Source organism: Synechococcus sp. JA-2-3B'a(2-13) (genome assembly GCF_000013225.1).
GTDB lineage: Bacteria > Cyanobacteriota > Cyanobacteriia > Thermostichales > Thermostichaceae > Thermostichus.
In genome coordinates this window covers 1990775-2012164 of sequence record NC_007776.1, presented here as the reverse complement: position 1 = coordinate 2012164, position 21390 = coordinate 1990775, and the positions used below count along the sequence as shown (strand labels likewise).

Annotated in this window: 22 protein-coding genes; 16 read left to right on the top strand and 6 right to left on the bottom strand. The window is 57.7% G+C overall.

Going from position 1 to position 21390, the window contains the following annotated elements; translation table 11 throughout:
* The first annotated feature begins 53 nt into the window (after positions 1 to 53).
* From CYB_RS09170 to CYB_RS09155, 4 genes are all read left to right on the top strand, one after another.
* The gene (locus tag CYB_RS09170) at positions 54 to 770 is read left to right on the top strand and encodes an MBL fold metallo-hydrolase (protein WP_011433521.1); all 717 of its coding nucleotides are present in this window, start codon (positions 54 to 56) and stop codon (positions 768 to 770) included.
* A gap of 97 nt (positions 771 to 867) precedes the next feature.
* Positions 868 to 1335 (top strand): DUF29 domain-containing protein, encoded by a 468-nt coding sequence (locus tag CYB_RS09165; protein ID WP_011433520.1) that lies wholly within the window; start codon positions 868 to 870, stop codon positions 1333 to 1335.
* Between the two features lie 19 nt (positions 1336 to 1354).
* Positions 1355 to 1936: a rhodanese-like domain-containing protein gene (locus CYB_RS09160; protein WP_011433519.1), complete on the top strand. Its 582-nt coding sequence runs from the start codon at positions 1355 to 1357 to the stop codon at positions 1934 to 1936.
* Positions 1933 to 3747, top strand: coding sequence for a SulP family inorganic anion transporter (locus CYB_RS09155; RefSeq protein ID WP_011433518.1), 1815 nt, complete (start codon positions 1933 to 1935; stop codon positions 3745 to 3747). Before CYB_RS09160 ends, CYB_RS09155 begins: the two co-directional genes overlap by 4 nt.
* Here the strand turns inward: CYB_RS09155 and CYB_RS09150 are convergent.
* Complete coding sequence (locus tag CYB_RS09150; RefSeq protein WP_238376742.1) at positions 3725 to 4984, bottom strand: hypothetical protein; 1260 nt, start codon at positions 4982 to 4984, stop codon at positions 3725 to 3727. The two genes, CYB_RS09155 and CYB_RS09150, sit on opposite strands and share 23 nt — an antisense overlap.
* A gap of 226 nt (positions 4985 to 5210) precedes the next feature.
* On the opposite strand from CYB_RS09150, the gene trxA reads away from it, so the two are divergent.
* Positions 5211 to 5531 carry a thioredoxin gene (gene trxA, locus CYB_RS09145; RefSeq protein WP_011433516.1) on the top strand — a complete coding sequence of 107 codons (321 nt, stop codon included), beginning with the start codon at positions 5211 to 5213 and terminating at the stop codon, positions 5529 to 5531.
* A gap of 34 nt (positions 5532 to 5565) precedes the next feature.
* Positions 5566 to 6333: a lipoyl(octanoyl) transferase LipB gene (gene lipB, locus CYB_RS09140; RefSeq protein WP_255344538.1), complete on the top strand. Its 768-nt coding sequence runs from the start codon at positions 5566 to 5568 to the stop codon at positions 6331 to 6333.
* A gap of 60 nt (positions 6334 to 6393) precedes the next feature.
* Here lipB and CYB_RS14115 read toward each other — a convergent pair whose 3' ends face one another.
* Together CYB_RS14115 and CYB_RS09130 are read right to left on the bottom strand one after the other, a co-directional pair.
* Positions 6394 to 6843, bottom strand: a complete 450-nt coding sequence (locus tag CYB_RS14115) for a tetratricopeptide repeat protein (RefSeq protein WP_049749587.1) — start codon at positions 6841 to 6843, stop codon at positions 6394 to 6396.
* 570 nt (positions 6844 to 7413) lie between these two features.
* Positions 7414 to 7995: a Uma2 family endonuclease gene (locus CYB_RS09130; RefSeq protein ID WP_011430559.1), complete on the bottom strand. Its 582-nt coding sequence runs from the start codon at positions 7993 to 7995 to the stop codon at positions 7414 to 7416.
* Between the two features lie 133 nt (positions 7996 to 8128).
* On the opposite strand from CYB_RS09130, the gene purB reads away from it, so the two are divergent.
* The 7 genes from purB (at position 8129) to CYB_RS09095 (ending at position 16405) form a co-directional block, all read left to right on the top strand.
* Entirely contained in the window at positions 8129 to 9424 is a 1296-nt protein-coding gene (gene purB, locus CYB_RS09125; RefSeq protein ID WP_011433513.1) for an adenylosuccinate lyase, read from the top strand.
* A gap of 9 nt (positions 9425 to 9433) precedes the next feature.
* Entirely contained in the window at positions 9434 to 10414 is a 981-nt protein-coding gene (locus CYB_RS09120) for an aspartate carbamoyltransferase catalytic subunit (protein WP_011433512.1), read from the top strand.
* Between the two features lie 517 nt (positions 10415 to 10931).
* Complete coding sequence (pstS, locus tag CYB_RS09115) at positions 10932 to 11993, top strand: phosphate ABC transporter substrate-binding protein PstS (protein WP_011433510.1); 1062 nt, start codon at positions 10932 to 10934, stop codon at positions 11991 to 11993.
* 148 nt (positions 11994 to 12141) lie between these two features.
* The gene (gene pstC, locus CYB_RS09110; RefSeq protein WP_011433509.1) at positions 12142 to 13125 is read left to right on the top strand and encodes a phosphate ABC transporter permease subunit PstC; all 984 of its coding nucleotides are present in this window, start codon (positions 12142 to 12144) and stop codon (positions 13123 to 13125) included.
* A 38-nt stretch (positions 13126 to 13163) separates the two neighbouring features.
* Entirely contained in the window at positions 13164 to 14057 is an 894-nt protein-coding gene (pstA, locus tag CYB_RS09105) for a phosphate ABC transporter permease PstA (protein WP_011433508.1), read from the top strand.
* Between the two features lie 70 nt (positions 14058 to 14127).
* Positions 14128 to 14925 carry a phosphate ABC transporter ATP-binding protein PstB gene (gene pstB / locus CYB_RS09100; RefSeq protein WP_011433507.1) on the top strand — a complete coding sequence of 266 codons (798 nt, stop codon included), beginning with the start codon at positions 14128 to 14130 and terminating at the stop codon, positions 14923 to 14925.
* Positions 14926 to 15037: 112 nt separating this feature from the next.
* Complete coding sequence (locus tag CYB_RS09095) at positions 15038 to 16405, top strand: FAD-binding oxidoreductase (RefSeq protein WP_011433506.1); 1368 nt, start codon at positions 15038 to 15040, stop codon at positions 16403 to 16405.
* 158 nt (positions 16406 to 16563) lie between these two features.
* On the opposite strand, the gene CYB_RS09090 is transcribed toward CYB_RS09095, so the two are convergent.
* The 3 genes from CYB_RS09090 to CYB_RS09080 all read right to left on the bottom strand — a co-directional run bounded on the left by CYB_RS09090 (position 16564) and on the right by CYB_RS09080 (position 19625).
* A complete protein-coding gene (locus tag CYB_RS09090) occupies positions 16564 to 16998 on the bottom strand; it encodes a DUF29 domain-containing protein (RefSeq protein WP_011433505.1) in 435 nt (144 codons plus the stop codon).
* A gap of 355 nt (positions 16999 to 17353) precedes the next feature.
* Positions 17354 to 18409 (bottom strand): permease, encoded by a 1056-nt coding sequence (locus CYB_RS09085; RefSeq protein WP_011433504.1) that lies wholly within the window; start codon positions 18407 to 18409, stop codon positions 17354 to 17356.
* A 79-nt stretch (positions 18410 to 18488) separates the two neighbouring features.
* Positions 18489 to 19625, bottom strand: coding sequence for a citrate synthase (locus tag CYB_RS09080; protein ID WP_011433503.1), 1137 nt, complete (start codon positions 19623 to 19625; stop codon positions 18489 to 18491).
* A gap of 694 nt (positions 19626 to 20319) precedes the next feature.
* Between CYB_RS09080 and CYB_RS09075 the strand changes: the two genes are divergently transcribed.
* From CYB_RS09075 to CYB_RS09070, 3 genes are read left to right on the top strand one after another with little or no spacing between them, the layout of a single operon-like run.
* Positions 20320 to 20811, top strand: coding sequence for a hypothetical protein (locus tag CYB_RS09075; RefSeq protein WP_011433502.1), 492 nt, complete (start codon positions 20320 to 20322; stop codon positions 20809 to 20811).
* Positions 20765 to 21055 (top strand): hypothetical protein, encoded by a 291-nt coding sequence (locus CYB_RS14890; RefSeq protein WP_148202743.1) that lies wholly within the window; start codon positions 20765 to 20767, stop codon positions 21053 to 21055. The genes CYB_RS09075 and CYB_RS14890 overlap by 47 nt, the downstream gene beginning before the upstream one ends.
* A gap of 24 nt (positions 21056 to 21079) precedes the next feature.
* Complete coding sequence (locus CYB_RS09070) at positions 21080 to 21268, top strand: hypothetical protein (protein ID WP_011433501.1); 189 nt, start codon at positions 21080 to 21082, stop codon at positions 21266 to 21268.
* The last annotated feature ends 122 nt before the right edge of the window (positions 21269 to 21390 follow it).

Genomic DNA, 21390 nt, shown 5'->3' with positions numbered 1-21390 from the left:
TCCTAGAAAGCCCAAGTTCACGTCGGGCTTTCGATACCAGACAGGAGGGCACTATGCTATTTCGCCAACTGTTCGACGCAGAAACAAGCACCTACACCTATTTAATCGCGGATCCGGCAACCCGCGAGGCCGCCCTGGTGGATCCGGTACTGGAGCAGGTGGAGCGGGATTTGAAGTTGATTCGGGAATTGGGTCTAACCTTGAAGTACTGCCTGGAAACCCACGTTCACGCGGATCACATCACGGGAACCGGGAAGCTGCGGGAACTGACCGGTTGCCAAGGGGTGGTGCCGGTACAGGCTAAGGCTCAGTGTGCAGATCGTTTCATCGGTCATGGGGAAACGCTGCAAGTGGGATCCGTCGTCATTGAAGCCATCGCTACCCTGGGCCACACCGACAGCCACATGACCTACCGCGTGAATGGGGATCGCGTCCTTACCGGAGATGCCCTGCTGATCCGCGGCTGTGGGCGCACGGATTTCCAAAGCGGGGATCCCGGCCTGATGTACGACCATGTTACCCAGCACTTGTTTACGCTGCCCGATGAGACGCTGGTCTATCCTGGCCACGACTATCGCGGGCACACCGTCTCCACCATTGGCGAGGAGAAGCGCTGGAACCCGCGCTTTGTGGATCCGGAAACGGGCAACCTGCGTTCCCGTGAGAGCTTCATTGCCCTCATGAACAGCCTCAACCTGCCCCAGCCGAAGAAGATCCAGGAAGCGGTGCCGGCCAACGAGCAGTGCGGCCAAGTGGCAGCCGCGGTTTAGTGGGGCAAACCCTCTTGGGTGGGAGAGCCTGGCTGTAAAGCCTGCGGGGCTAGCTAGACTTCTCTGAGCTGGCGGGTCAGAAGGGGGAGGGTTGAGAGTGGATCCAGAAAGCCTCTATGAGAAGGATTTCTATGCTTGGACTCAGCAACAAGCTCAATTTCTGCGGGAGCGGGCTTGGGAGAAGCTAGACCTGCCCCATTTGATTGAGGAGATGGAATCGTTGGGCAGGCAACAGCGGCAAGAGCTGCGCAACCGGCTGGGGGTTTTGGTGGGGCACCTCCTGAAATGGGAGTATCAGCCGCAGGCTAGATCTGTAAGCTGGCTTCTCACCCTACAGGTGCAGCGGCAGGAAGTTCTGGATCTGCTGGAGGAAAGCCCAAGACTGAGGCCCTATTTGCCGGAGGCCATCGCCAAGTCTTACCTGAGGGCGCTCCAGCTAGCCCTGGAAGAGACCAAGCTGCCCAGAAAGACTTTTCCCAAGACGTGTCCTTACGCTCCCGAGCAAATCCTGGATAGCCAGTTTTACCCTGGCGAGCCCAGCAGGTTGCTTGAGGAAGAAGGTTAGTTACCCGAGGAGGAAACCAATGACTGTAGCCCGACAAAATCCTACGCCTTCCGCTCAGCAGGAACGGGATCCCCGTCTCAAGGAGATCGATGCCCTGACCATAAGACAGTGGCTGGATCAGGGGCGAGTCCAGCTCATTGATGTGCGGGAGCCGGGAGAATATGCCGATGAGCGGATCCCGGGGGCCATCAACATGCCCCTATCTACCTTTGACCCGGCCAAAGTGCCTGCTTCCACGCCAGAGAAGCCGGTGGTGTTGCACTGCCGCATGGGCAGCCGCTCCATCCGCGCCGGTTGTCAGTTGCTAGACCGCGGCTGGCCGGAGGTCATTAGCCTCAAGGGAGGGATCGAGGCTTGGAAAGCGGCCAAGCTGCCCGTTACCCGCACCCAAAATGCGCCCATCTCCATCATGCGGCAGGTGCAGATTGCAGCGGGATCCCTGGTGCTCACCGGAACCCTTCTGGGGGCCTTTGTCAACCCCTGGTGGCTGCTGCTGAGTGGCTTTGTGGGCGCCGGGCTGGTGTTTGCGGGTGTAACCAACACCTGTGGCATGGCTCTGCTCTTGGCTCGCATGCCCTGGAACCGAGGTCAGGCGCTATGAGTGGGATCCCTTCTACTTCCTCTGGGGGGCAAGGGATCCTGGCGCGGTACCTGCCCTTTGCTAAGGAGTCCCTTTGGGTCTTCCACTATCAACGATCAGATTTGCCGGGAGATCTGATCGCCGGCCTTGTGGTGGCCATTCTGTTGGTGCCCCAGAGCATGGCCTATGCCCTGTTGGCCGGGTTGCCCCCCCAAGTGGGCCTGTACGCCAGTATTTTGCCGGTGATCGTCTATGGACTACTGGGATCCAGCCGCGCCTTGGCGGTAGGGCCAGTGGCCATCATCTCCCTCTTGGTGGCGGCAGGGTTAGAGCCGCTGGCCGGTCGCGTCAGCGGGACGGAGTCCTTGCCGGGCAGCCCGGAGTATGGACAGTTGGCTTTGGGGCTGGCCTTGGAGGTGGGTCTGGTCCAGGGGGCCATGGGGTTGTTGCGGCTGGGGTTTTTGGCCAATTTCTTAAGCCACACGGTGGTGACTGCCTTTGGCAGCGCGGCGGCCTTGATCATCGGCTTCAGCCAGCTCCGCCACCTCCTGGGGGTCAAGATCGCCAATACGGAGTCCTTCTTGCTGTTGGTGCAGCGGCTGTGGCAAAGCCTGGACAAGGTGAACTGGGCAACCTTTGGCCTAGGGCTGCTGGCCGTATCCCTGCTGGTGTACGCTCAGCGAAAGTTGCCCCACCAACTGCGGCGTTGGGGTGTGCCTCCAGGTTGGGCCTTGATTTTGACCAAGGGGGCACCGCTAGCGGCTGTGCTCGTGACCAGCCTGTTGGTCTGGGGCCTAAACCTCTCGGAGAGGGCAGGGGTATCCGTTGTTGGCTCCATTCCTTCCGGGTTGCCCCCCTTGGGCTTTCCCTCGTTGAGCTGGGGACAGTGGACAGCGCTTCTGCCCACCGCCTTGGCCATCAGCTTGGTGGGCTTCACGGAAAGCTATGCTGTGGGGCAGTCCTTGGCCAGCCAGCGGCGGCAGAAGGTGGATCCCAACCAAGATCTGGTGGCTTTGGGGGCAGCCAACTTGGCAGCAGCTTGCAGTGGCGGCTATCCGGTAACGGGAGGCATCAGCCGGTCGGTGGTGAACTTTCAAGCAGGCGCCAACAGTGGCCTGGCCTCCCTAATCACCGGCCTGTTGGTGGCTTTGACGGTCATCTGGCTGATGCCACTGTTCACCTTCTTGCCCCAGACCACCCTGGCGGCCATCGTTCTGGTGGCGGTGCTGGCCCTGGTGGATTTTCACCCCCTGCTGCAAAGCTGGCGCTACGACCGCGGCGATGCCCTGGTTTGGTTGGTAACCTTTGCCAGTGTGCTGGGGATCGGAGTGGAGCAGGGGATCGGAATAGGGGTGTTAGTCTCCATCCTGCTCTTTCTTTGGCGGGCTAGCCGTCCTCACATTGCCATCGTGGGTCAGGTGCCCGGTACGGAGCACTACCGCAACGTGCAGCGCCATGAGGTGATTACCGATCCCCGTATCTTGGCAGTGCGGGTGGACGAGAGCCTGTTTTTTGCCAACGCAGCCTACTTGCAGGAGTATCTGCTGCGAGAGGTGGCGGCGCGACCCACAGTGGAGCAGGTGCTGCTCGTTGCCAGCGCCATCAACTTCATCGACGGCAGCGCTTTGGAAGTGCTGACCCAGTTGGTGGAACGTTTGCAGCAGGCAGGGGTGGGCTTTGCCATGGCCGAGGTGAAGGGGCCGGTAATGGATCGCCTCCAAAAGGCTGGGTTTGTGGAGAAAGTGGGCGCTGAGCGCTTCTTCCTCTCCACTCACCAGGCGATGCAAGCCCTCGGATCCCAGCAGAGCCTCAGTCAGGTGTCATCTTCCTGATCAGCACAAGGGGGGTTTGTTCAGCGGCATTGCCGGCGGGGTTCTTGCCCAGGGCTTGCTCCACCAGCTCCCGCTCTACGCCGGGGCTGGCTGCCAGGATCTTGACCTGCCCCAGATCGTTGGCATCCACGATGGCCACTTCGTAGCCCGTCTGCCGATGCAGATCCCCCACCAACTTGGCCGGATCCCGCGGCCCCAGCACGATGAACTGGTCATAGGGAGGCAGGGTGCCAGTAACGTCGTCGATGAGATCGGCCTGCTCCCCCGCCAGGGCATAAAAGACCCCCGGGATCCCCAGCAGTTTGGCCAGGGATCCCACCACAAAAGCCCACACCACCCGCCAGGCCCCGGAGCAGTCGATCAAAGTCTGCATCCCGTAGCAGCTTGAAAGACTGGTCTTGGAGGGGAAGAAGTAGCACAGGGTGCGGGCCAGCCAGCCGGGCTGCACCTGCAGGGGATGGCGGAAGTTGCCCTGGACAATAGCCACGGCGCTTTCCGAGATGGCCACCATATCGCCGGGCTGGATGTGAGGGCCTACATACCGCCGTAGCACCTCGGCCAAGTCATCGCTGGGGGTCAGCAGATGGGTGGGAACGGCGGCCCAAAGGAGGGATCCCTGCTGCTGCCAGTTCAGCTCCGGCAAGGGATCCACCTCTTGCAACGGCAGGATGAGGTGGCTGGTCTTGAGGGTGCGCCGCTGCCGCCCGTACTGAATGTAGTCCAGCTGGAGCCAGGCCGAGCGCAGATCCGCTAGCCCTTTCCCCTTCAGCTCGATCTCGACTTCTAGGCCAGTCTGGCTCTGGGGGGTGAGGATATAAGCCTGCCAGTAGTTGTCTTGCCGGGGGGGAAGATCCGGATGGCGAGAGCGCAGGCGTAGGCGGGTGTCAATGCCTTCTAGGGATCCGGCGCTGAGCAAATGCAGTCGCGGCTCCACCTGGGCCAAGGTGACCTCAAAGAGGGGGTTGAGGTTGCGAGCCACAAACTCCGCTTGAATGACCCAGTGCTCGGGGGTGTGGCGGCCTATGCCCCAGCCCTTGGGTTCCACCACCAGCTGGTCAGCGGGGCGGGTCTTGAGCCAGTAGAGCAAGCTGCCCAAACTCAGCAGCAACCCGGCCACTACCTGAGCCCAGCCCCAGGGATCCCACAGCCAACGCCAAGCCCCCCATAGGCTGAGTCCTACCCCGGCCAGCACTGTGGCCAATACGCCACGATTCACCATGCTGCTACTTGTTGCCATTGGGATCCCACTCCTCCAAGTCCTTAAACCCTGCTAAAGTCTGCCCCTTTGTCCACCACAACACCCTAGACTACGGGTACGCTCTAGCTCTTCTCCTGAACCCTAGCCATCCTACCGGGAAACCGAAGCAGGCCGTAGCGGGATCCCTACCTAATTTTTAGTCTCAAACAGTTAGCTTACAAATAGATTTCATTTCAGGCTTTTCAGAACACTCTGGGAGTTTCCTATGGCGCACAAACAGCAATTCAAAAGTTTTGCCGACATGATTCAGGGATCCAAAACCCCGATCCTGGTGGATTTTTATGCTTCCTGGTGCGGCCCTTGTCAGGTTATGGCGCAAGTGTTGGAGCAGGTAAAACCTCAGGTGGGGGATGCGGTTACTTTTGTGAAGGTTGACACCGAAAAGTACCCAACCATCGCTGCTCGCTGGGGCATTCAAGCGGTGCCAACGCTGATCCTCTTCAAAGATGGGAAGCCGATTGACCGCATTGAGGGGCTGTTGCAGCCGCGGGCCCTGTTGGAGCGGTTGCGGGCGCAGGTTAACTAAACCTGTAAGCTAGGTGAACTTTTCTGGATCCCCCGTGCAACTGCCGCTTCTGCAGGTTCACCTGCCGGGTGAAGTGCCCTACCGCACTGCCTGGGCTTGGCAGCAGGCAAGACTGGCCCATATGATCCGGGATCCCCAGTTGCCGGACGGATTACTGCTGCTCACCCATCCTGCGGTTTACACCTTGGGGGCAGGAGCCGATCCCAAGTTTCTCAAGAGCCTTTCTCAGCCGATAGGATCCCCGGCTATCCACCCGGAATCTCCTTCTGAACAAGAGCCGGAAATCCTACGGGTGGAGCGCGGCGGCGAAGTGACCTACCATGGGCCGGGGCAGTGGGTGGGCTATGCGATGCTGAACCTAAAGCGCCACCGCCCAGATCTCCACGAGTACCTACGCCAGCTAGAAGAGGTGGTCATCCAGACCTTGGCCCACTTCGGCCTACAGGGGGAGCGGATCCCTGGCTTGACAGGAGTTTGGGTGCAGGGCCGCAAAGTGGCGGCCATCGGCATCAAGGTCTCCCGCTGGGTGACCTACCACGGCTTTGCCCTCAACGTCTGCCCGGATCTAGCTGCCTTCGAGGCCATCGTGCCCTGTGGGATCCCTGATCGCCCGGTGGGATCCCTGGTGCACTTTTGTCCGGAGGTAACGATGGCTGCCGTAGCTCCGGTGCTGGTGGAGTCGTTCTGTCAGGTCTTTGGGCTGCAGGCTCAGGCAGTTTCCCTGGCCGAGTGGTTGGGAGAGCCTCGGCTTTCTGACAAGTTGCTGGGAGAATCAACCGCTCAGACGCCTAAGCGCAAGTGAGGGGAAAGACCAGACAGGTTACCCAACTTCGAGGTGGCCCTAGGTTTAATCCAAGGGCGGCTACTCCACCCCCAACTGGCGCAGCAGTTGCTGCAGGATGGCCTGGTTGGCAAAGTTGCCACTCTTGGAGAAGAGAGCCAACGCCTGGCGAAAGTCGGCCATCGCCGCTTCTCGATCCCCCAACTGAAGATAGGCCACCCCGCGGCTAAAGTAGGCTTCTGGGATCCCTGCATTCAACTGAATGGCCCGCTCCGCATCGGCCAGAGCTTCTTCCGGCTGGCGCAACTGGTTGTAGACGTAGCTGCGGTTCACATAGGCCGGCGCATAGCTGGGATCCAACTGCACCGCCCGATCCAGATCCGACAGGGCAGCCACGGGATCCCCCCGCAGCAACTTGAGGGATCCCTGCCAGTTGAACTCGGAAGCGGTGTTTGGGGCCGAGGTCTTCTCAGGAGGAGGTGGGAAGGCAGGCAAAGAGATGGCAGGGGCAGGAGCGAGGAATGCTGCCAAGAAACCTATCAGAGCTATCCTTCCCCATCGACACTTGATTGTGCTCCGCACCGCTAATGACGTCCTGATACATTTACGCTGAACACTGCTGAACATCACTGTTCAACTATGCAGCGATAGCATTCTGTTTGTTTCCAAACAGAATGGCGGTATCCCGCAAAGCTTTGAGTAGAATACCCAAAGCGCAGTTTCCGTGTCGTCTTACTACCAATTTTCTGCTTTGCTTTGGCTACCATGTTGGCAGACTCGAAAGTAAACAGAAAGATCAACTGGTAGTAATCCGTACTGAACATATTATACATTATTTTCAGTATAGTTGAGCTTATTATTGACTAGAGTCATGCTCTTCGGATCCCGAACTAGTTCAATATAGACCGTCGGCGAGAGGGGCAACCCCCTGCACTTAACTTGCAAGGGGTGCGGGGAGCTACAAGTTCCGCGCTCTGGCGGGAAAGTCAGGGTCGAGATACCGACTCCTCTGCCAAGTCGTTCTGTGACGCGGGGCAGGAATGCCCAATGGCAAGGTTGGGAGGCCCAAGCTCTATTGGCTAGAGTGAGGGCGGGGGGATGTTACAAGGAAAGCTTCTGGAATAGATGAGCCACCGGCAGGGCAAATCCTGGAATAACCTCTTCACCTTCTAGAAGATCAACCGATTTCAGGAGGCGGTCAGGCTCTTGAGAGCTGCGATACACCAGGACGTAGTGCTCGCTGGGGTGAACCAGCCAAACCAGGCGGCTGCCATTTTCAAAGTACTCCACCAGCTTGTCATGAATTTCTTCAACCGTATTGCGGGGGGAAAGCACTTCAACAGCCAGATCTGGAGCGCCTTCCAAAAATCCTGTGGGCAGTTCAGCCATGCCCTGCAAGCGTTCTTTAGCAAAAAAAGAGATGTCAGGGGAGCGCCAATTTCCACTCTTCATCTTAAAAGCAGTGCTGGAATCTAAAACGATCCCCAGCTTGTTGGACAAAACGTAGGGGGTCAAAGCTGCCAATAGGAGGCTGCAGACATAACCATGGAGTGCCCCCGCGCTTCCCATATCAATTGGCTTCCCATCAACAATCTCGTAGCGATGTCCCTCCCTGGACAACGCCATGAATTCTTCGGCTGTCCAAGCTCTTTTTCCCTGAGTTGGCACAGCTCCGACGGTCATCTGCAAACTCCTTGCTGCTCCTTCGACACCGCAAGCCAAGCCCGCAGGGATCCCCCAGCGGCTTTTCCTCGAGGGGGGACGCCAAAGGCTAAAATAGCCTAGCTCATCCTACTGTACCGACGGAAAAGGCACCTTGATCGAGCGCTACACTCTGCCCGAAATGGGCCAGATTTGGTCCACTGCCCACAAGCTCCAGACCTGGCTGCAGGTGGAGCTGGCTGTCTGTGAAGCGCAAGCGGAGCTGGGGCGGATCCCGCAAGAAGCCCTGCAGGAGATCAGAGCCAAAGCCGCCTTTGACCCGGCGCGGGTTTTGGAAATTGAGGCGGAAGTGAAGCACGATGTTATTGCCTTCTTAACCAACCTCAACGAGCACGTGGGCGAGGCAGGGCGCTACATCCACCTGGGCCTGACCAGCTCGGATGTGTTGGATACGGCCCTGGCCCTGCAGCTTGTGGCCTCGGTGGAGATCTTGCAAGCCCGCCTGGCCGACCTCATCGCTGCTATCCGCGACCAAGCTCGGCAGCACCGCTACACCCTCATGATCGGCCGCACCCACGGTGTTCACGCCGAGCCGATTACCTTTGGCTTTAAGCTGGCAGGGTGGCTGGCCGAGTGCCTGCGCCACCAAGAGCGCCTAGCTCGCCTGCGGGAAGTGGTGGCGGTGGGCAAGATCTCTGGCGCCGTGGGCACCTACGCCAACGTGCCTCCCCAGGTGGAGCAGTTGGCCTGCGCTCGCCTGGGCCTGAAGCCCGATACAGCCTCGACACAGGTAATCTCGCGGGATCGCCACGCTGAATACGTGCAAACCTTGGCTCTGATTGGCTCTTCCCTAGAGCGCTTTGCTACTGAAATCCGCCACCTGCAGCGAACAGAGGTACTGGAGGCTGAGGAGTACTTTGCCCCCGGCCAAAAGGGATCCTCTGCTATGCCCCACAAGCGCAACCCCATCAAATCTGAACAGCTAACCGGGATTTCCCGCCTCCTGCGGGGGTATGCCCTTCCGGCTCTGGAAAACATTCCTCTTTGGCATGAGCGGGACATCTCCCACAGCTCCGTAGAGCGGGTCATCCTGCCGGATGCCTCCATCCTCTGCCACTATCTGTTGGTCAACATGGCGGAGCTGGTGGGCCAGCTGCAGGTTCACGCTCGCAACATGGAGCGCAATCTCAACCTCTACGGCGGCGTCATCTTCAGCCAGCAGGTGCTGCTGGCTTTGGTGGAGAAGGGCCTTAGCCGCGAGGAAGCCTACCGCCTGGTGCAGGAAAATGCTCACCGCGCCTGGAACCAGCCCGGCGGGGATTTCCGCGCCAATCTGCTGGCGGATCCCCGAGTGATGGCCCACCTCAGCGAGGCGGAACTGCAGGCTTGTTTTGATCCGCGGCGCCACCTAACCCATTTGGACGAGATCTTTGCCCGCTTGGGCATTTGAGGATCCCCTATGGTTTGGCAGCGGCAGCACGTCTTGGGCTTGGCGGATTTTACTCCCGAAGAATACCAGATGGTTTTGCAGACCAGCGCCAGTTTCCAGGAGGTGTTGACGCGGCGGTTGCCCAAGGTGCCCACCTTGCAGGGGAAGGTGGTGGTGACGCTGTTCTTCGAGCCTTCCACCCGCACCCGTACCAGTTTTGAGCTGGCGGCCAAGCGCCTTTCGGCAGATGTGCTCAACTTTTCCCCAGGCACCTCTTCCTTGAGCAAAGGGGAGACGCTTTTGGATACGGCCCGCACCTTTCTGGCCATGGGATCCGATCTCTTAATCGTTCGCCATGCCCAGGCAGGAGTGCCCCAACAATTAGCTGCCGAGATCGACCGCCGCGGATCCCCTGTGGGCGTTCTCAATGCCGGGGATGGACTGCACGAACATCCCACCCAAGGTTTGCTGGATTTGTTTACCCTCTGCAGCCATCTGGATCCCCGGCGTCCCCGTCTGGAGTTGCTGCAAGGGATCAAAATCGCCATTGTCGGCGATATTCTCCACTCGCGGGTGGCCCGCTCCGATATCTATGCCTTGGTGGCCGCCGGAGCTGAGGTTCACTTAGCCGGCCCTCCCACCCTATTGCCCAAAGATTTTGCCCAGTTTGTACCCGGCCACACGCTCCCTATCCATTGGCAGCTGGAGCCTGCCCTAGAAGGGGCGCGTTTTGTTATCACCTTGCGCCTGCAACAGGAGCGCATGGGCGAGTTCCTTCTCCCCAGCTTGCAGGAGTACCATCACTTCTTCGGCCTCACGCGGCAGCGGCTGCGCCTGTGCCACCCAGAGGTGAGGGTTTTACACCCCGGCCCGGTCAATCGCGGTGTGGAACTCAGCTCCGAGGTGATGGAGGATCCCGGCTTGAACCTGATTGAGCAGCAGGTCACCCACGGCGTGGCGGTGCGCATGGCCCTGCTGTACCTCATGGGGGGCGGGCGGATCCCAGCTTAGAGCCCAGATCTTTCTCTGCTCGGGGAACATGTAGAGCTGCCCCACGTCTGGAGTGTTGAAGTCCATCTCCTAGCTAATTCTCTCTGTCAAAACTGTCAAAAGTCGGAAGAAGCTCTGGCCAGAGCTTTTCCCGCCCTGCTGAAATCATGTCCAAGCTTGCCGAGAGGTGAGCAACATCTTTGTCTCAAATTTTACACATCTTGGATCTGGATCGAGTTTTTTTGCAGCCGTCCCAGCTTAGCTCTTATTCAAGTTGTGTCCGTTTGATTGGTTGTCAAATGAGATAGAAGTTCAGCAGCTAGACCTTTTCGCGGATCCTGGGCTCCAGGATCCTGATTTTGCTGAAATCCAAACTGGCCAAAACCACCAGATGGAAAATCAAGGTTTGGAAACGAGCCAGCACACTCAAAAATATCGATTTTTTCTCTTGACTTAACCCAAAGTTAACCTTTAGATATCCCTCTGTTAACTTTGAGGTTATAGGGTTGAAAATGTTGATTCGCCACAGATATTACCTATGCGAACCCTGCTTTCTGCTTTCTCCCTCACCGCTCTAACAGTAGGATTTCTAACAGCGACCTCGGCTCAAGCCCAAACCGTGCAAATCTCCGGGGCGGGCGCGACCTTTGCGGCTCCTTTGCTGCAACGTTGGTTTGACGCCTACAACCGCACCGTAGACCCCACTGTGCAAGTCAGCTATCAGTCTGTCGGTAGTGGTGCTGGCCTAGAGCAGGTGATCAATGGCACTGTGGACTTCGGCGCTTCCGAGGCGCCTTTCTCCGGTGCTCGCCTGGAAAGCTTCCGAGCTAAATACCGCTATGAGCCCCTACAGTTGCCTATGGCGGGAGGGTCCATCGAGTTTGCCTATAACCTGCCCGGCATTGAAGACGGAGAGCTCATCCTGAAGCGGAAAACCTACTGCGGCATCGTGACCGGCGAGATCACTCGCTGGGACGACATTCGCATCAAGGCCGAGAACCCACGCATAGCAAACAAGCTGCCACCCCTGGACATCACCTGGGTACACCGCTCTGATGGTTCTGGGACTACCTTTGTGTTCACCAACCACATCAGAACTGTCTGCCCTAATTGGACAGCCGGTGCTGGTACTTCTGTCGAGTGGCCTGTTGGCATTGGAGCCCAAGGGAATGAGGGCGTAGCCGCCACCATCAAGCAGGAGCCAGGGGCAATTGGCTACGTGAACCAGTCCTATGCCAAGCTGGAAAAGATGGCCACTGCTCGCTTGGAAAACAAAGCGGGCAACATTGTTGAGTTCTCGACTGAGGCAGCTACCTCGGCGCTGGATGCTCCCATTCCTGATAACTTTGCGCTGTTGGTGCCCGACCCTGAAGGGCCAAATGACTACCCAATCGTGGGCTTGTTCTGGGTGATGCTGTACCGCGAGTATCCCGATCAGCAGAAGCTGACCAAGCTGGTGGAGGCTCTGAAGTGGACCCAGGGGCCAGAGGGTCAAGCCATCACCAAGGAGCTGGACTACATCCCTATGCCTGAGGCGGCTATCCAGCGGATCTTTGCAGAGCTGGATGCCATCACCGTTAACCCCAATGCGGTGCGATGACTGGGTTGCAGCCTGAACTCCACTAGAGTGGAGCTGGTGGCCGGCTGAGGAGGCAGGTGAGGCTTTCTCGGTCGGCTGCTGGGGTTACCTTGCACGGTGGGATTTTTAGGAAAGATTTTGAACCGAAGATGATCATGGGAGAGAGGCTATGACTTCAGCGGCTACGGGTTATGGTTCACCACCAAACCCGGATATCGATGTTGACATTGAGAAAAAGGCGAGCCTGTCTCGGGCTGTTGATGTGGGCTTTGTCCGCCTGACGCTGGCCTTGGCAGGGTTTGCCGGCATTATCCTCATCTGGGTGATTCTTCAAACCACCGAAGCGGCTCTGCTGGCGATTCAGCAGTTTGGCTTGGGCTTCCTGGTTACTGCCCGCTGGAACCCGGTGGAAAACATCTACGGGGTGCTACCACAGATTTATGGCAGTTTGGTAACCTCTCTGGTGGCTTTGATTTTTGCCATCCCTCTGGGCATTGGCACTGCCATCTTCCTGACGGAAGGTTTTGCCCCCAAGTGGGTAACGGAGCCGATTGGCTTTGCCATTGAGCTGATCGTGGCCACTCCCAGTGTGGTGCTGGGGCTATGGGGGATCTTTGTGCTGATTCCAGCAGTGCGGCCCATCTTTCGAGCCATTAACCAGACGCTGGGTTGGATCCCTTTCTTGGGTGGCCCGGCTCCGCGGGGGCCCAGCTTGTTGATAGTGGCTATGGTGCTGGGGATCATGATCTCTCCCATCATCATCTCCATTACCCGCAGTACCTTTGAATCTCTACCACGCAGCCTAAAAGAGGGCGCTTTGGCTCTGGGGGCAACCCGCTGGGAGACCCTCTTAACGGTGATGATCCCTGCCGGCCTGTCGGGCATTGTCAGCTCGATCATGCTGGCGCTGGGACGGGCCCTGGGAGAGACCATGGTGGCGGCCATGCTTTCCGGCAACGCCAACCGCATCAATATCTCCCTAATGCAGCCGGGATCCACCATTACTGGCTTGATTGCCTCTCAGTTTGGCGAGGCAGGACGCTTGCAGGTTTCGGCTCTCATGTATGCCGGCGTGGTGCTGATGGTGCTGACGTTATTGGTCAACATTGTTGCCGAGATCATCATCCGCAAGTTTCAAAACTTGGAGCAGTAACTTGGGAAGCAGAAAGAAGATGAAGGAGCACTGTTATCATGTCCGACTCAGCACAGCTTGCCCCTGAGAAGGTTGACATCGACATTACTCGTGCCGCCATTGCCCCTGTCCGCAATTACACAGGCATTGTCCTAACCCTGCTGAGTGGCCTCTTTGTGGCGGTGATCATAGCTTCCCTATCTTGGGTGCTGTGGGATGTGGGCAAGGAAGGCATCCAGCGGATAAATTGGGATGTCCTCACCCAGACCCGCTACCCTGCCCCTGGCCTGGCGGAAGGGGGCTTTGGTCACGCAATTGTCGGCAATTTAATGGTGCTGGCTACGGGGGCGGCTTTGAGCTTTCCCTTCGGCATCTTGGCGGCAGTGTACTTGTCTGAATTCGGTCGCGGCACCCGCTTGGCTTATCTGGTTAAGTTTTCCTGCAATGTGCTCACGGGGGTACCGGCCATTCTCTGCGGCCTGTTTGCCTATGCTGTGGTGGTGAGGGGATCCGGCTTTTCGGCTTTCTCGGGAGGGGTGGCTTTTGGCGTGCTGATGCTGCCGATTGTCATCCGCTCCACCGAGGAGGCGTTGCTGCTGGTTTCGCCCGACATGCGCTTGGCTTCCCTTGGCCTGGGCTCAAATCGCTTTCAGACCACAATGCGCGTTGTTTTGCCGGCAGCGGCACCGGCCATCGTAACCGGGCTAATCCTGGCTTTGGCCCGAGCGGCAGGCGAGGCTGCACCTCTGCTCTTTACCGCCTTCAACAACAATTTCTGGTCTACTAATCTCTTTGGCCCGGTGGCTACCTTGCCGGTGATGGTCTACTTTTTCTCCATCATTCCCTACAGGGTGCAGCAGGAGCTGGCTTGGGCGGGCGCTTTGGTTTTGTTAGCCATTGTTTTGGCGGCCAGCTTGACCGCTCGCTTTTTGGTGTACAAGACCAGGAAATAGCCTGAGGATTCTCAACAAAGTCTTGAATCGAACTCTTCGTCGAACTCTAGCTCTTTTTGTGAGTGCTGCCATGCAAACTCAATCTCTTAACCAGACCTCTTACGTTTTCAGGACCGAGAACCTGAATGTCTACTATGGCTCCAATCTGGCGGTAAAAAATGTTACTCTGGACATCCCAGCCCGACAGATTACTGCGTTTATCGGCCCTTCCGGCTGTGGCAAAAGCACGATCCTACGTTGCTTCAACCGCACCAACGATTTGATCCCCGGTGCTCGTGTAGAGGGCAAGCTCACCTACCACGGCAAGGATCTCTACGCCAAAGAGGTCGATCCGGTGGCGGTGCGGCGGCGTATCGGCATGGTCTTCCAAAGACCCAATCCCTTCCCCAAAAGCATTTACGACAACGTGGCCTACGGCCCGCGGGTGCTGGGGATGAAGGTAGACTTGGACGAGGTGGTGGAAACCTCGCTGAAACGGGCTGCCCTCTGGGATGAAGTCAAAGACAAGTTGAAAGAAAATGGTCAGTCGCTGTCGGGAGGGCAGCAGCAGCGCTTGTGTATTGCCCGCGCTCTGGCGGTACAGCCGGATGTGATTTTGATGGATGAGCCCTGTTCGGCACTGGATCCCATTTCCACCCGCCGTATCGAAGAGCTGATGAAGGAGCTGGAGGAGGAATATACCATCATCATCGTCACCCACAACATGCAGCAGGCCAGCCGCGTCTCGGATATGACGGCTTTCTTCAGCGTGGAGCTGGTGGGATCCAACCGTGTGGGCGAGCTGATTGAATTTGACAGAACTGAAGTCATCTTCAACAGCCCCACCAAGCAAGCCACAAGAGATTATGTGGAGGGCCGCTTCGGCTAATCGACCTGGCCGGACAGGGATCCTTCCCATACTGTTCTCGGCAAACCCTTTTGCAGGCAATTTCTGCCGATGATGGAGTCTGAAGAACCGTTGCACCCAAATACGGATACCTATGATCGTTGCCGCTCCTGACAAGCTGCAGGCTTTGCCTTCTGACTTAGAGGGTATTGAGATCATCACTGATCCGGCTCAGGTGGCCAAGTTGTCGTTGGATTTTTACCACTACAGCCCCGTGCTGAGCCGACAACTGAGCGACAAGCGGGGAGATTTGGTGGTGCGCCCCGCCGATGAGGCCGAGGTGATGCGGGTGGCAGCGGCCTGTGCCAGGCTGCGGATCCCGGTTACGGTGCGCGGTGCCGGTACCGGTAATTACGGCCAATGTATCCCGCTGGCCGGGGGTGTGATCCTGGACATGGGCAAGCTCAACCAGGTGCTTTGGGCAAAGCCGGGCTTGGCGCGGGTGCAGGCGGGGGCCAAGTTGATGGCCATCGACAAACACACCCGGGAGATGGGCTGGGAGATCCGCATGGCTCCTTCCACCTATCGCACGGCCACCATCGGGGGGTTCATTGCCGGCGGCAGCGGCGGCATTGGCTCTGTGACCTACGGCCAACTGCGGGATCGCGGCAACATCTTGGGTTTGCGGGTGGTCACCCTGGAGGAAGAGCCGCGGGTGCTGGAGCTGCGGGGAGACGAGGTGTTCCAAGTGAGCCATGCCTGGGGCCTCAATGGGATCATCACCGAGGTGGAGATCCCGCTGGCGCCTGCTTACCCTTGGGCAGAGCTGGTGGTGGCTTTTCCCCCCGCAGGAGGGTTTATGCCCTGTGCCCATTTTGGCCAGGCCCTGGGCGATGCGGATGGGATCATCAAGAAGATGATCAGCCTGCACGCTTGGCCGATCCCCAGCTACTTTGCACCGCTGCGGGGTCATTTGCCAGAAGGATCCGCTGTGGCCCTGTTGATGGTGGCCGAATGCAGCCTGGAGCCGCTGTTGGAGCTTGTCCGGGAACATGGGGGCCAAGTGGTTTACAACAAAACGGCCCAGGAGGCCAGCAAGGGGATCTCGCTGGGGGAATTTTCTTGGAACCACACCACTTTGCACTGCCGCAGCGTGGATCCCAGCCTGACTTATTTACAATCGGCTTTTCCTGCCGATCGGGAGCTGAAGCTGGTGCAGCACATGTACGAGTATTTTGGCGACGAAGTGCTGATGCACCTGGAGTGGATTCGCATCAACGGGCAAGCTACCCCCGTCGGCCTGCAAATTGTCCGCTTTACCACCGAAGAGCGCCTGAACGAGATCATGCGCTACCACGAAGAGCAGGGAGTATTTATTGCCAACCCCCACACTTTCATCATCGAAGACGGCGGGCGCAAAGTGATGGATCCGCGCCAGATTCGTTTTAAAGAAGAAGTGGATCCCTATGGCCTGCTCAATCCGGGCAAGATGCGCACCTGGCAGGAGCGCGCCTCTGCTTGAGGAATAGCAACAGTAGCACAGCAATTGGCCTTGGTCTATCTGTATTGCCCATGTTTAATCCCTGATGGATTGTCTGGGCAGGACAACACCAGTCCAAAGCTCTACAGTCAGTACTGTGGGAATGCTGTCCACCGTTAAATGCTTTGTGGTGTGGACTGTCAAACTTCCGGCAGCCAATCTTCTGCCAGCACCAACTCTGGAGAGTAGGGACAGACATCTGGAAATGTCGAGATTTCTATCCCCGTTTGCCTGGCTGCTTGGCGGCGCGCCCGTTGATAACTCTCTTCAAGTTGCTCTACCAGATAACCTTTTAGGCTAGGGCTATCTTCTATGGCCAATCCGATTTGGGTTCGCGCATCTGTAATGGAATCTAGCCAGCTATCTGAACGGCGCTGAGGTTGATATTGCCACTTGAGCAGATGCAGCAGAAGGCGAGTTAATTGACTGGTAATCCCTCGTCGTTCGCTCTTACCCAAATTCTCAACCTCTTCAATTAAGTGTGTTAGGTCAATTTCATGCCAGCGCCTTTCCCGCAATAGCCGGGTTGTTCGGTCAATCCACAAGTTAAAGTCTGTCGAGTATAGATTGCTCATAGCTTTGTCCTGCTGAAAAATAGGGTCGCGATAATTATGAAATCCAGACTACGTCCTTCTTGAGTTTACTACAATAAAACCTGTAACACCTGAGTTCTCAACCGTCTGGGAGCAGAGTCCTCTGGTGACAAACCTTATCCAGGCAACTCTTTCTATAGTCATTTCGATTTAAAGCAGGACACTGCACCCACACTTAAAGTGCACCGAGCCGGAAGGCTTTTCAAGGACTCCGTCCCGCTGGCGCGATCAGAAGCCCAGGCGTCTTACCCTAAACTGAAGCAACTATATTTGACGAATATTTGACGGAGAGTGGATGGAGAGGGTGTCCCTGTGGAGAAAGGTTCAAACAAACGCTTTAACTGCCATAGTAGTTGATGGCTAAAGCTCCCACCAGAGTAAGCTGAAAGACCAAGATCACGAAGTAGAAAATGGCGCGGGGCTTGAACAGAGTGAGCATCAAGCCTATGGCTTTCAAGTCTACTATCGGCCCAAACACCATAAAAGCCAACAGGGATCCCGGCGTGAAGGTGGCGGCAAAGGAGAGGGCGAAAAAGGCATCCACTGTCGAGCAGATGGAGATGATCCCGGCCAGGGCCATCATGATCAGGATTGAGAGCAATGCATCTTGGCCATAATCCAGCACAAACGAACGCGGGATCACCGTTTGAATCAGGGCCGCCATCGCCGAGCCCAAGATGAGCACGGATCCCAATTCGCGGATCTCCCTGGCCCAGGTCTGCAGCAGGAGAACTCCTTTTTGTCGCCTGGAGGGAGAAGGCGCAGCGGCCAGAGCAGAGCGATACACATCTTCAGCCGTTTGTAAAGTGGCCAGGGATCGGCCAGAGGCCCCTTGGGCATAGCCCTGGGATCCAATCCAGAAGGTGCCCCCCTGCAACAACGGCGAGCGGGAGATGTTCTTCGGATCAGCTTCTTGGGAGCAATTGCGCTGCAGCTCCCGCCAGACTGACGGCTGCAACAGAGGCTGGAAATCCTTTTGCAGGCTGAAGATCAAGCCGACGACAACCGCAATGCCAAAGGAAAAGAGAACTCGGTAGATCACCAGCTCCGGCATGGAGCGAAAGGCAATCCAAGTGGAAAAGATCACCACCGGGTTAAACACCGGCGCCGCCAACAGAAAGGCCACCGCCACGTGGGGTGGGATCCCTTTGATCACCAGTTGACGGGCCACCGGCAGGTTGCCGCACTCGCACACCGGGAAAAAGAATCCTAAAGCGCCACCGGCCACCGCGCTGCCGATTTTGCCTTTGGGCAGGAAACGGGCCAACTGGGATCCCTCGACAAACACCGCCAGCAGCCCCGATAGAAACACCCCTAGCAGCAAAAATGGCATGGCCTGCACCACAAGGCTCAGAAACAGGGTGAACCCGTCTCGCCAAAGGGGAGAGTCCAAGAGGCTCAACACACCACCTCACGCACGACTTGGGCCTTACTGAGTTTGGATCCCGGCCCAGCGCCCTGTCAAACGGCTCTCAACCCCGCTCTTCTATAGGGATGTAGCGTTGCTGGCGTTCACCTGTGTACACCTGGGTGGGTCGGAAAAGCCGATTATCGGACAACTGCTCCCGCCAATGGGCCAGCCAACCCGCCGCTCGGGCAATGGCAAACACCGGTGTAAACAAATCTTCTGGGATCCCCAACTTGGCGTAGACCAACCCTGAGTAGAAGTCCACATTCGGGTAGATCCCCTTCGGCCCTAACAACTCCTCACACACCCGCTCCACCTCCAGGGCAATGTCGTAGTACTTGTCGTGGCCGTAGCGCTCAAATAGCTCTTCGGCCAGCCGCTGCAGGATGGTGGCCCGCGGATCCTTCACCTTGTAGACTCGGTGGCCCATGCCCATGATGCGCTGTTTTTTGGCCAGCTTCTCCTCGATAAACGAGCGCACATTTTCCACCGAGCCGATTTGCCGCAGCAGCATCATCACCTGTTGGTTGGCCCCCCCGTGCAACAGCCCCGAAAGGGTACCCACCGCCGTGGCCAGGCTGCTGTAGGGGTTAGCCAGCGTGGAAGCGCTCACCAGAAGGGCAAACGTAGAGGCATTGACCGTGTGCTCGGCGTGCAGGATCAGGCAGATGTCAAAAATGCGGGCCAACCAGGGATCCGGCTTCTTGCCCGAGAGCATGTATAGGAAATTGGCAGCATGATCCAGGTTGTCGTCCGGGGGAATGGGATCATTGCCCTGTCGCATCTGGTGGAACATGGCCACCATGGTCGGCAGCTTGGAGAGCAAGCGGGTGACGGTGCCGAACACATAGTCGGGATCCATCTCCCGCAGCGGGTAAAACAGCCCCAAGCCCGCCACACAGGTTTGCAGAGCATCCATCGGGTGGCCCGACTCCGGAAACGACTTGATCATGTCGCGGATGCGGTATTTCACCCGTCGATGACTGCGGATTGCCTGATCAAAGTTGTCCAGCTCCGATTGGGTCGGCAGCTTTCCAAAGATCAGCAAGTAGGCTGTCTCCAGAAAGGTACTGTGGGCGGTCAATTCCTCGATGGGGATGCCCCGATATTCCAGGATCCCCGCCTGGCCATCCACAAAACTAATGTTGGAGCGTGTGGCCGGAACGCCTTCCAAGCCTGGTCTGTATTCGCCATCCGCCATGGTCGGATCCTTAGAGCAAGTATTTCCTAGATAATGATGAATCAAGGGTTGCCAAAGGTGCCTGGAACCCAACCCCTTGCTCCCCTCGGGCAGTACTGACCCCGCTTTGCCCCATTGACATGCTCCCTGCTCTAGAGGGCGAGGATTCCAGTTACTGGTTCCGTGACAGCACTTACCGTAAAGGACTCCGTCTCGCTTTCGCAAGAAGGTTTCCCCTCTACGACAGCGGCGCTTGTCTCCCCAGTGGTTTTCTTTTTCAAGGCGGCTTCCCCCTGCCCTAGGGTGTTGTTGCAGACAACAAAAAACTATTACAAAACTATTTATTTATTATTTGTTTGGGTTTGACCCAGTCGTTAAACCGTTGGGCTTCTGCAGCGGTTGACTACCCTGCCGCTGCCGGCAGCATAGCACAAAGCCGCTCCCTACTGCTCCGCAAGCTGTCGCGACTGCGTCAGCGAGCCGTGAGCCTTGAGGGCCCAGTTTTTGGGTAAAGCAAAGTTTGGATCCCTGCAGCCAAGTGCCGCCCTTGCCATCCTTTACAGAGAGCTGGGCTGGGATCCGCCTTCTATCTTGCAACAGCTCCCGCTGCCCGACGCAAAAATTGTTGCTATGGTGAGAACTGCGCCCGGCTTGAGGGATCTTGGCGCTTGCCGGAGCCGTGAAAGTTCGCTCCCCCGCTTGGAGATCGGCACCGATGTCGGATACTGCTCAAACTCACCTTGGCTCCAGCCCAGTGCAAGGACTGCAGTACGTGGTGCTGGGAGTGGCCACTTGCTTCCAGCAGGATCAGGAAGGTCGCCTGGTAGAGGTTTTGGTGGCCGAGCCGGTGCCTGCTGCCGATTTGGACTGCCTGGCCCAAGAACGCCGCAGCACTTCCTATCTTCTCCTCTACGCCACAACCTATGCCGAGATCGTGAACAACGGGATCCCAACTTTGCCTGCCGATGTTTTCCCGCCAGGGGTGTTGTTGGGAGAAGACTTCGTGGAACGGGTGCAGGCAGCGGCCCGCACCTATCGCAACAAGCCCCAGTTTCGCCATATCCCCCTGCACCAAACCTGCACTCCAGAGCGGGGGGTGTTTAAGCTCAATCACAGCGTTGAGCCCCGACGGATCCTCAACGCGGTTGTGGAGGTGAAGGATGCCGACAACATCAAACAGCACCCCCACACCCATCAACGGCTCTGACTCACTGGGCTGTACGGGTCAGACGTGCCCTGGAAAGCAGGTTGAACCGCCACTCTGGGCTAGGCTTCGGGATCCCTCTACCCTTCTGGAGCAGGTACGCAGCGGTCAGGTTTGGCTGGTTAAGGGAATGGGATCCCATGGGCTGTTGCTGGAGAAAGCTCATATTGTCGAGCTGCTGGAGTTTGGTGCAGCCGTTGGCCTGGCCATCGATCGCGATTGCCGAGCGGTTTTGCCGATCGCGTAAGCGGGACGGAGTCCTTTTGGCCAAGTGTATCTGCAGGCCCCTGCCACTTTTTTGGAGCGTCAGTGGGGCTATCGTCGTCGCGCTCGCAGCACCGAGATCCTGCAAAAGTTGACAGAGGCTTACCCCAGCCGCGGCGGGCTGCCCTTCTCTGGCAGCATCTTCATCAGCAGTTTGGGCCGGCGTTGCTTGCTTCTGTGCCGGACGAATGGCTAGGACGGTTGGTGGGGGTGTCGGGAGATCTGATCCAACGTTGCCGCCAAGAAATGAGGATCCCTGCTGGCGCTTTGGGCTGCAGAGAGCAAGATTGAGACGGGGGGAGCCCAAGAGAGAAACTC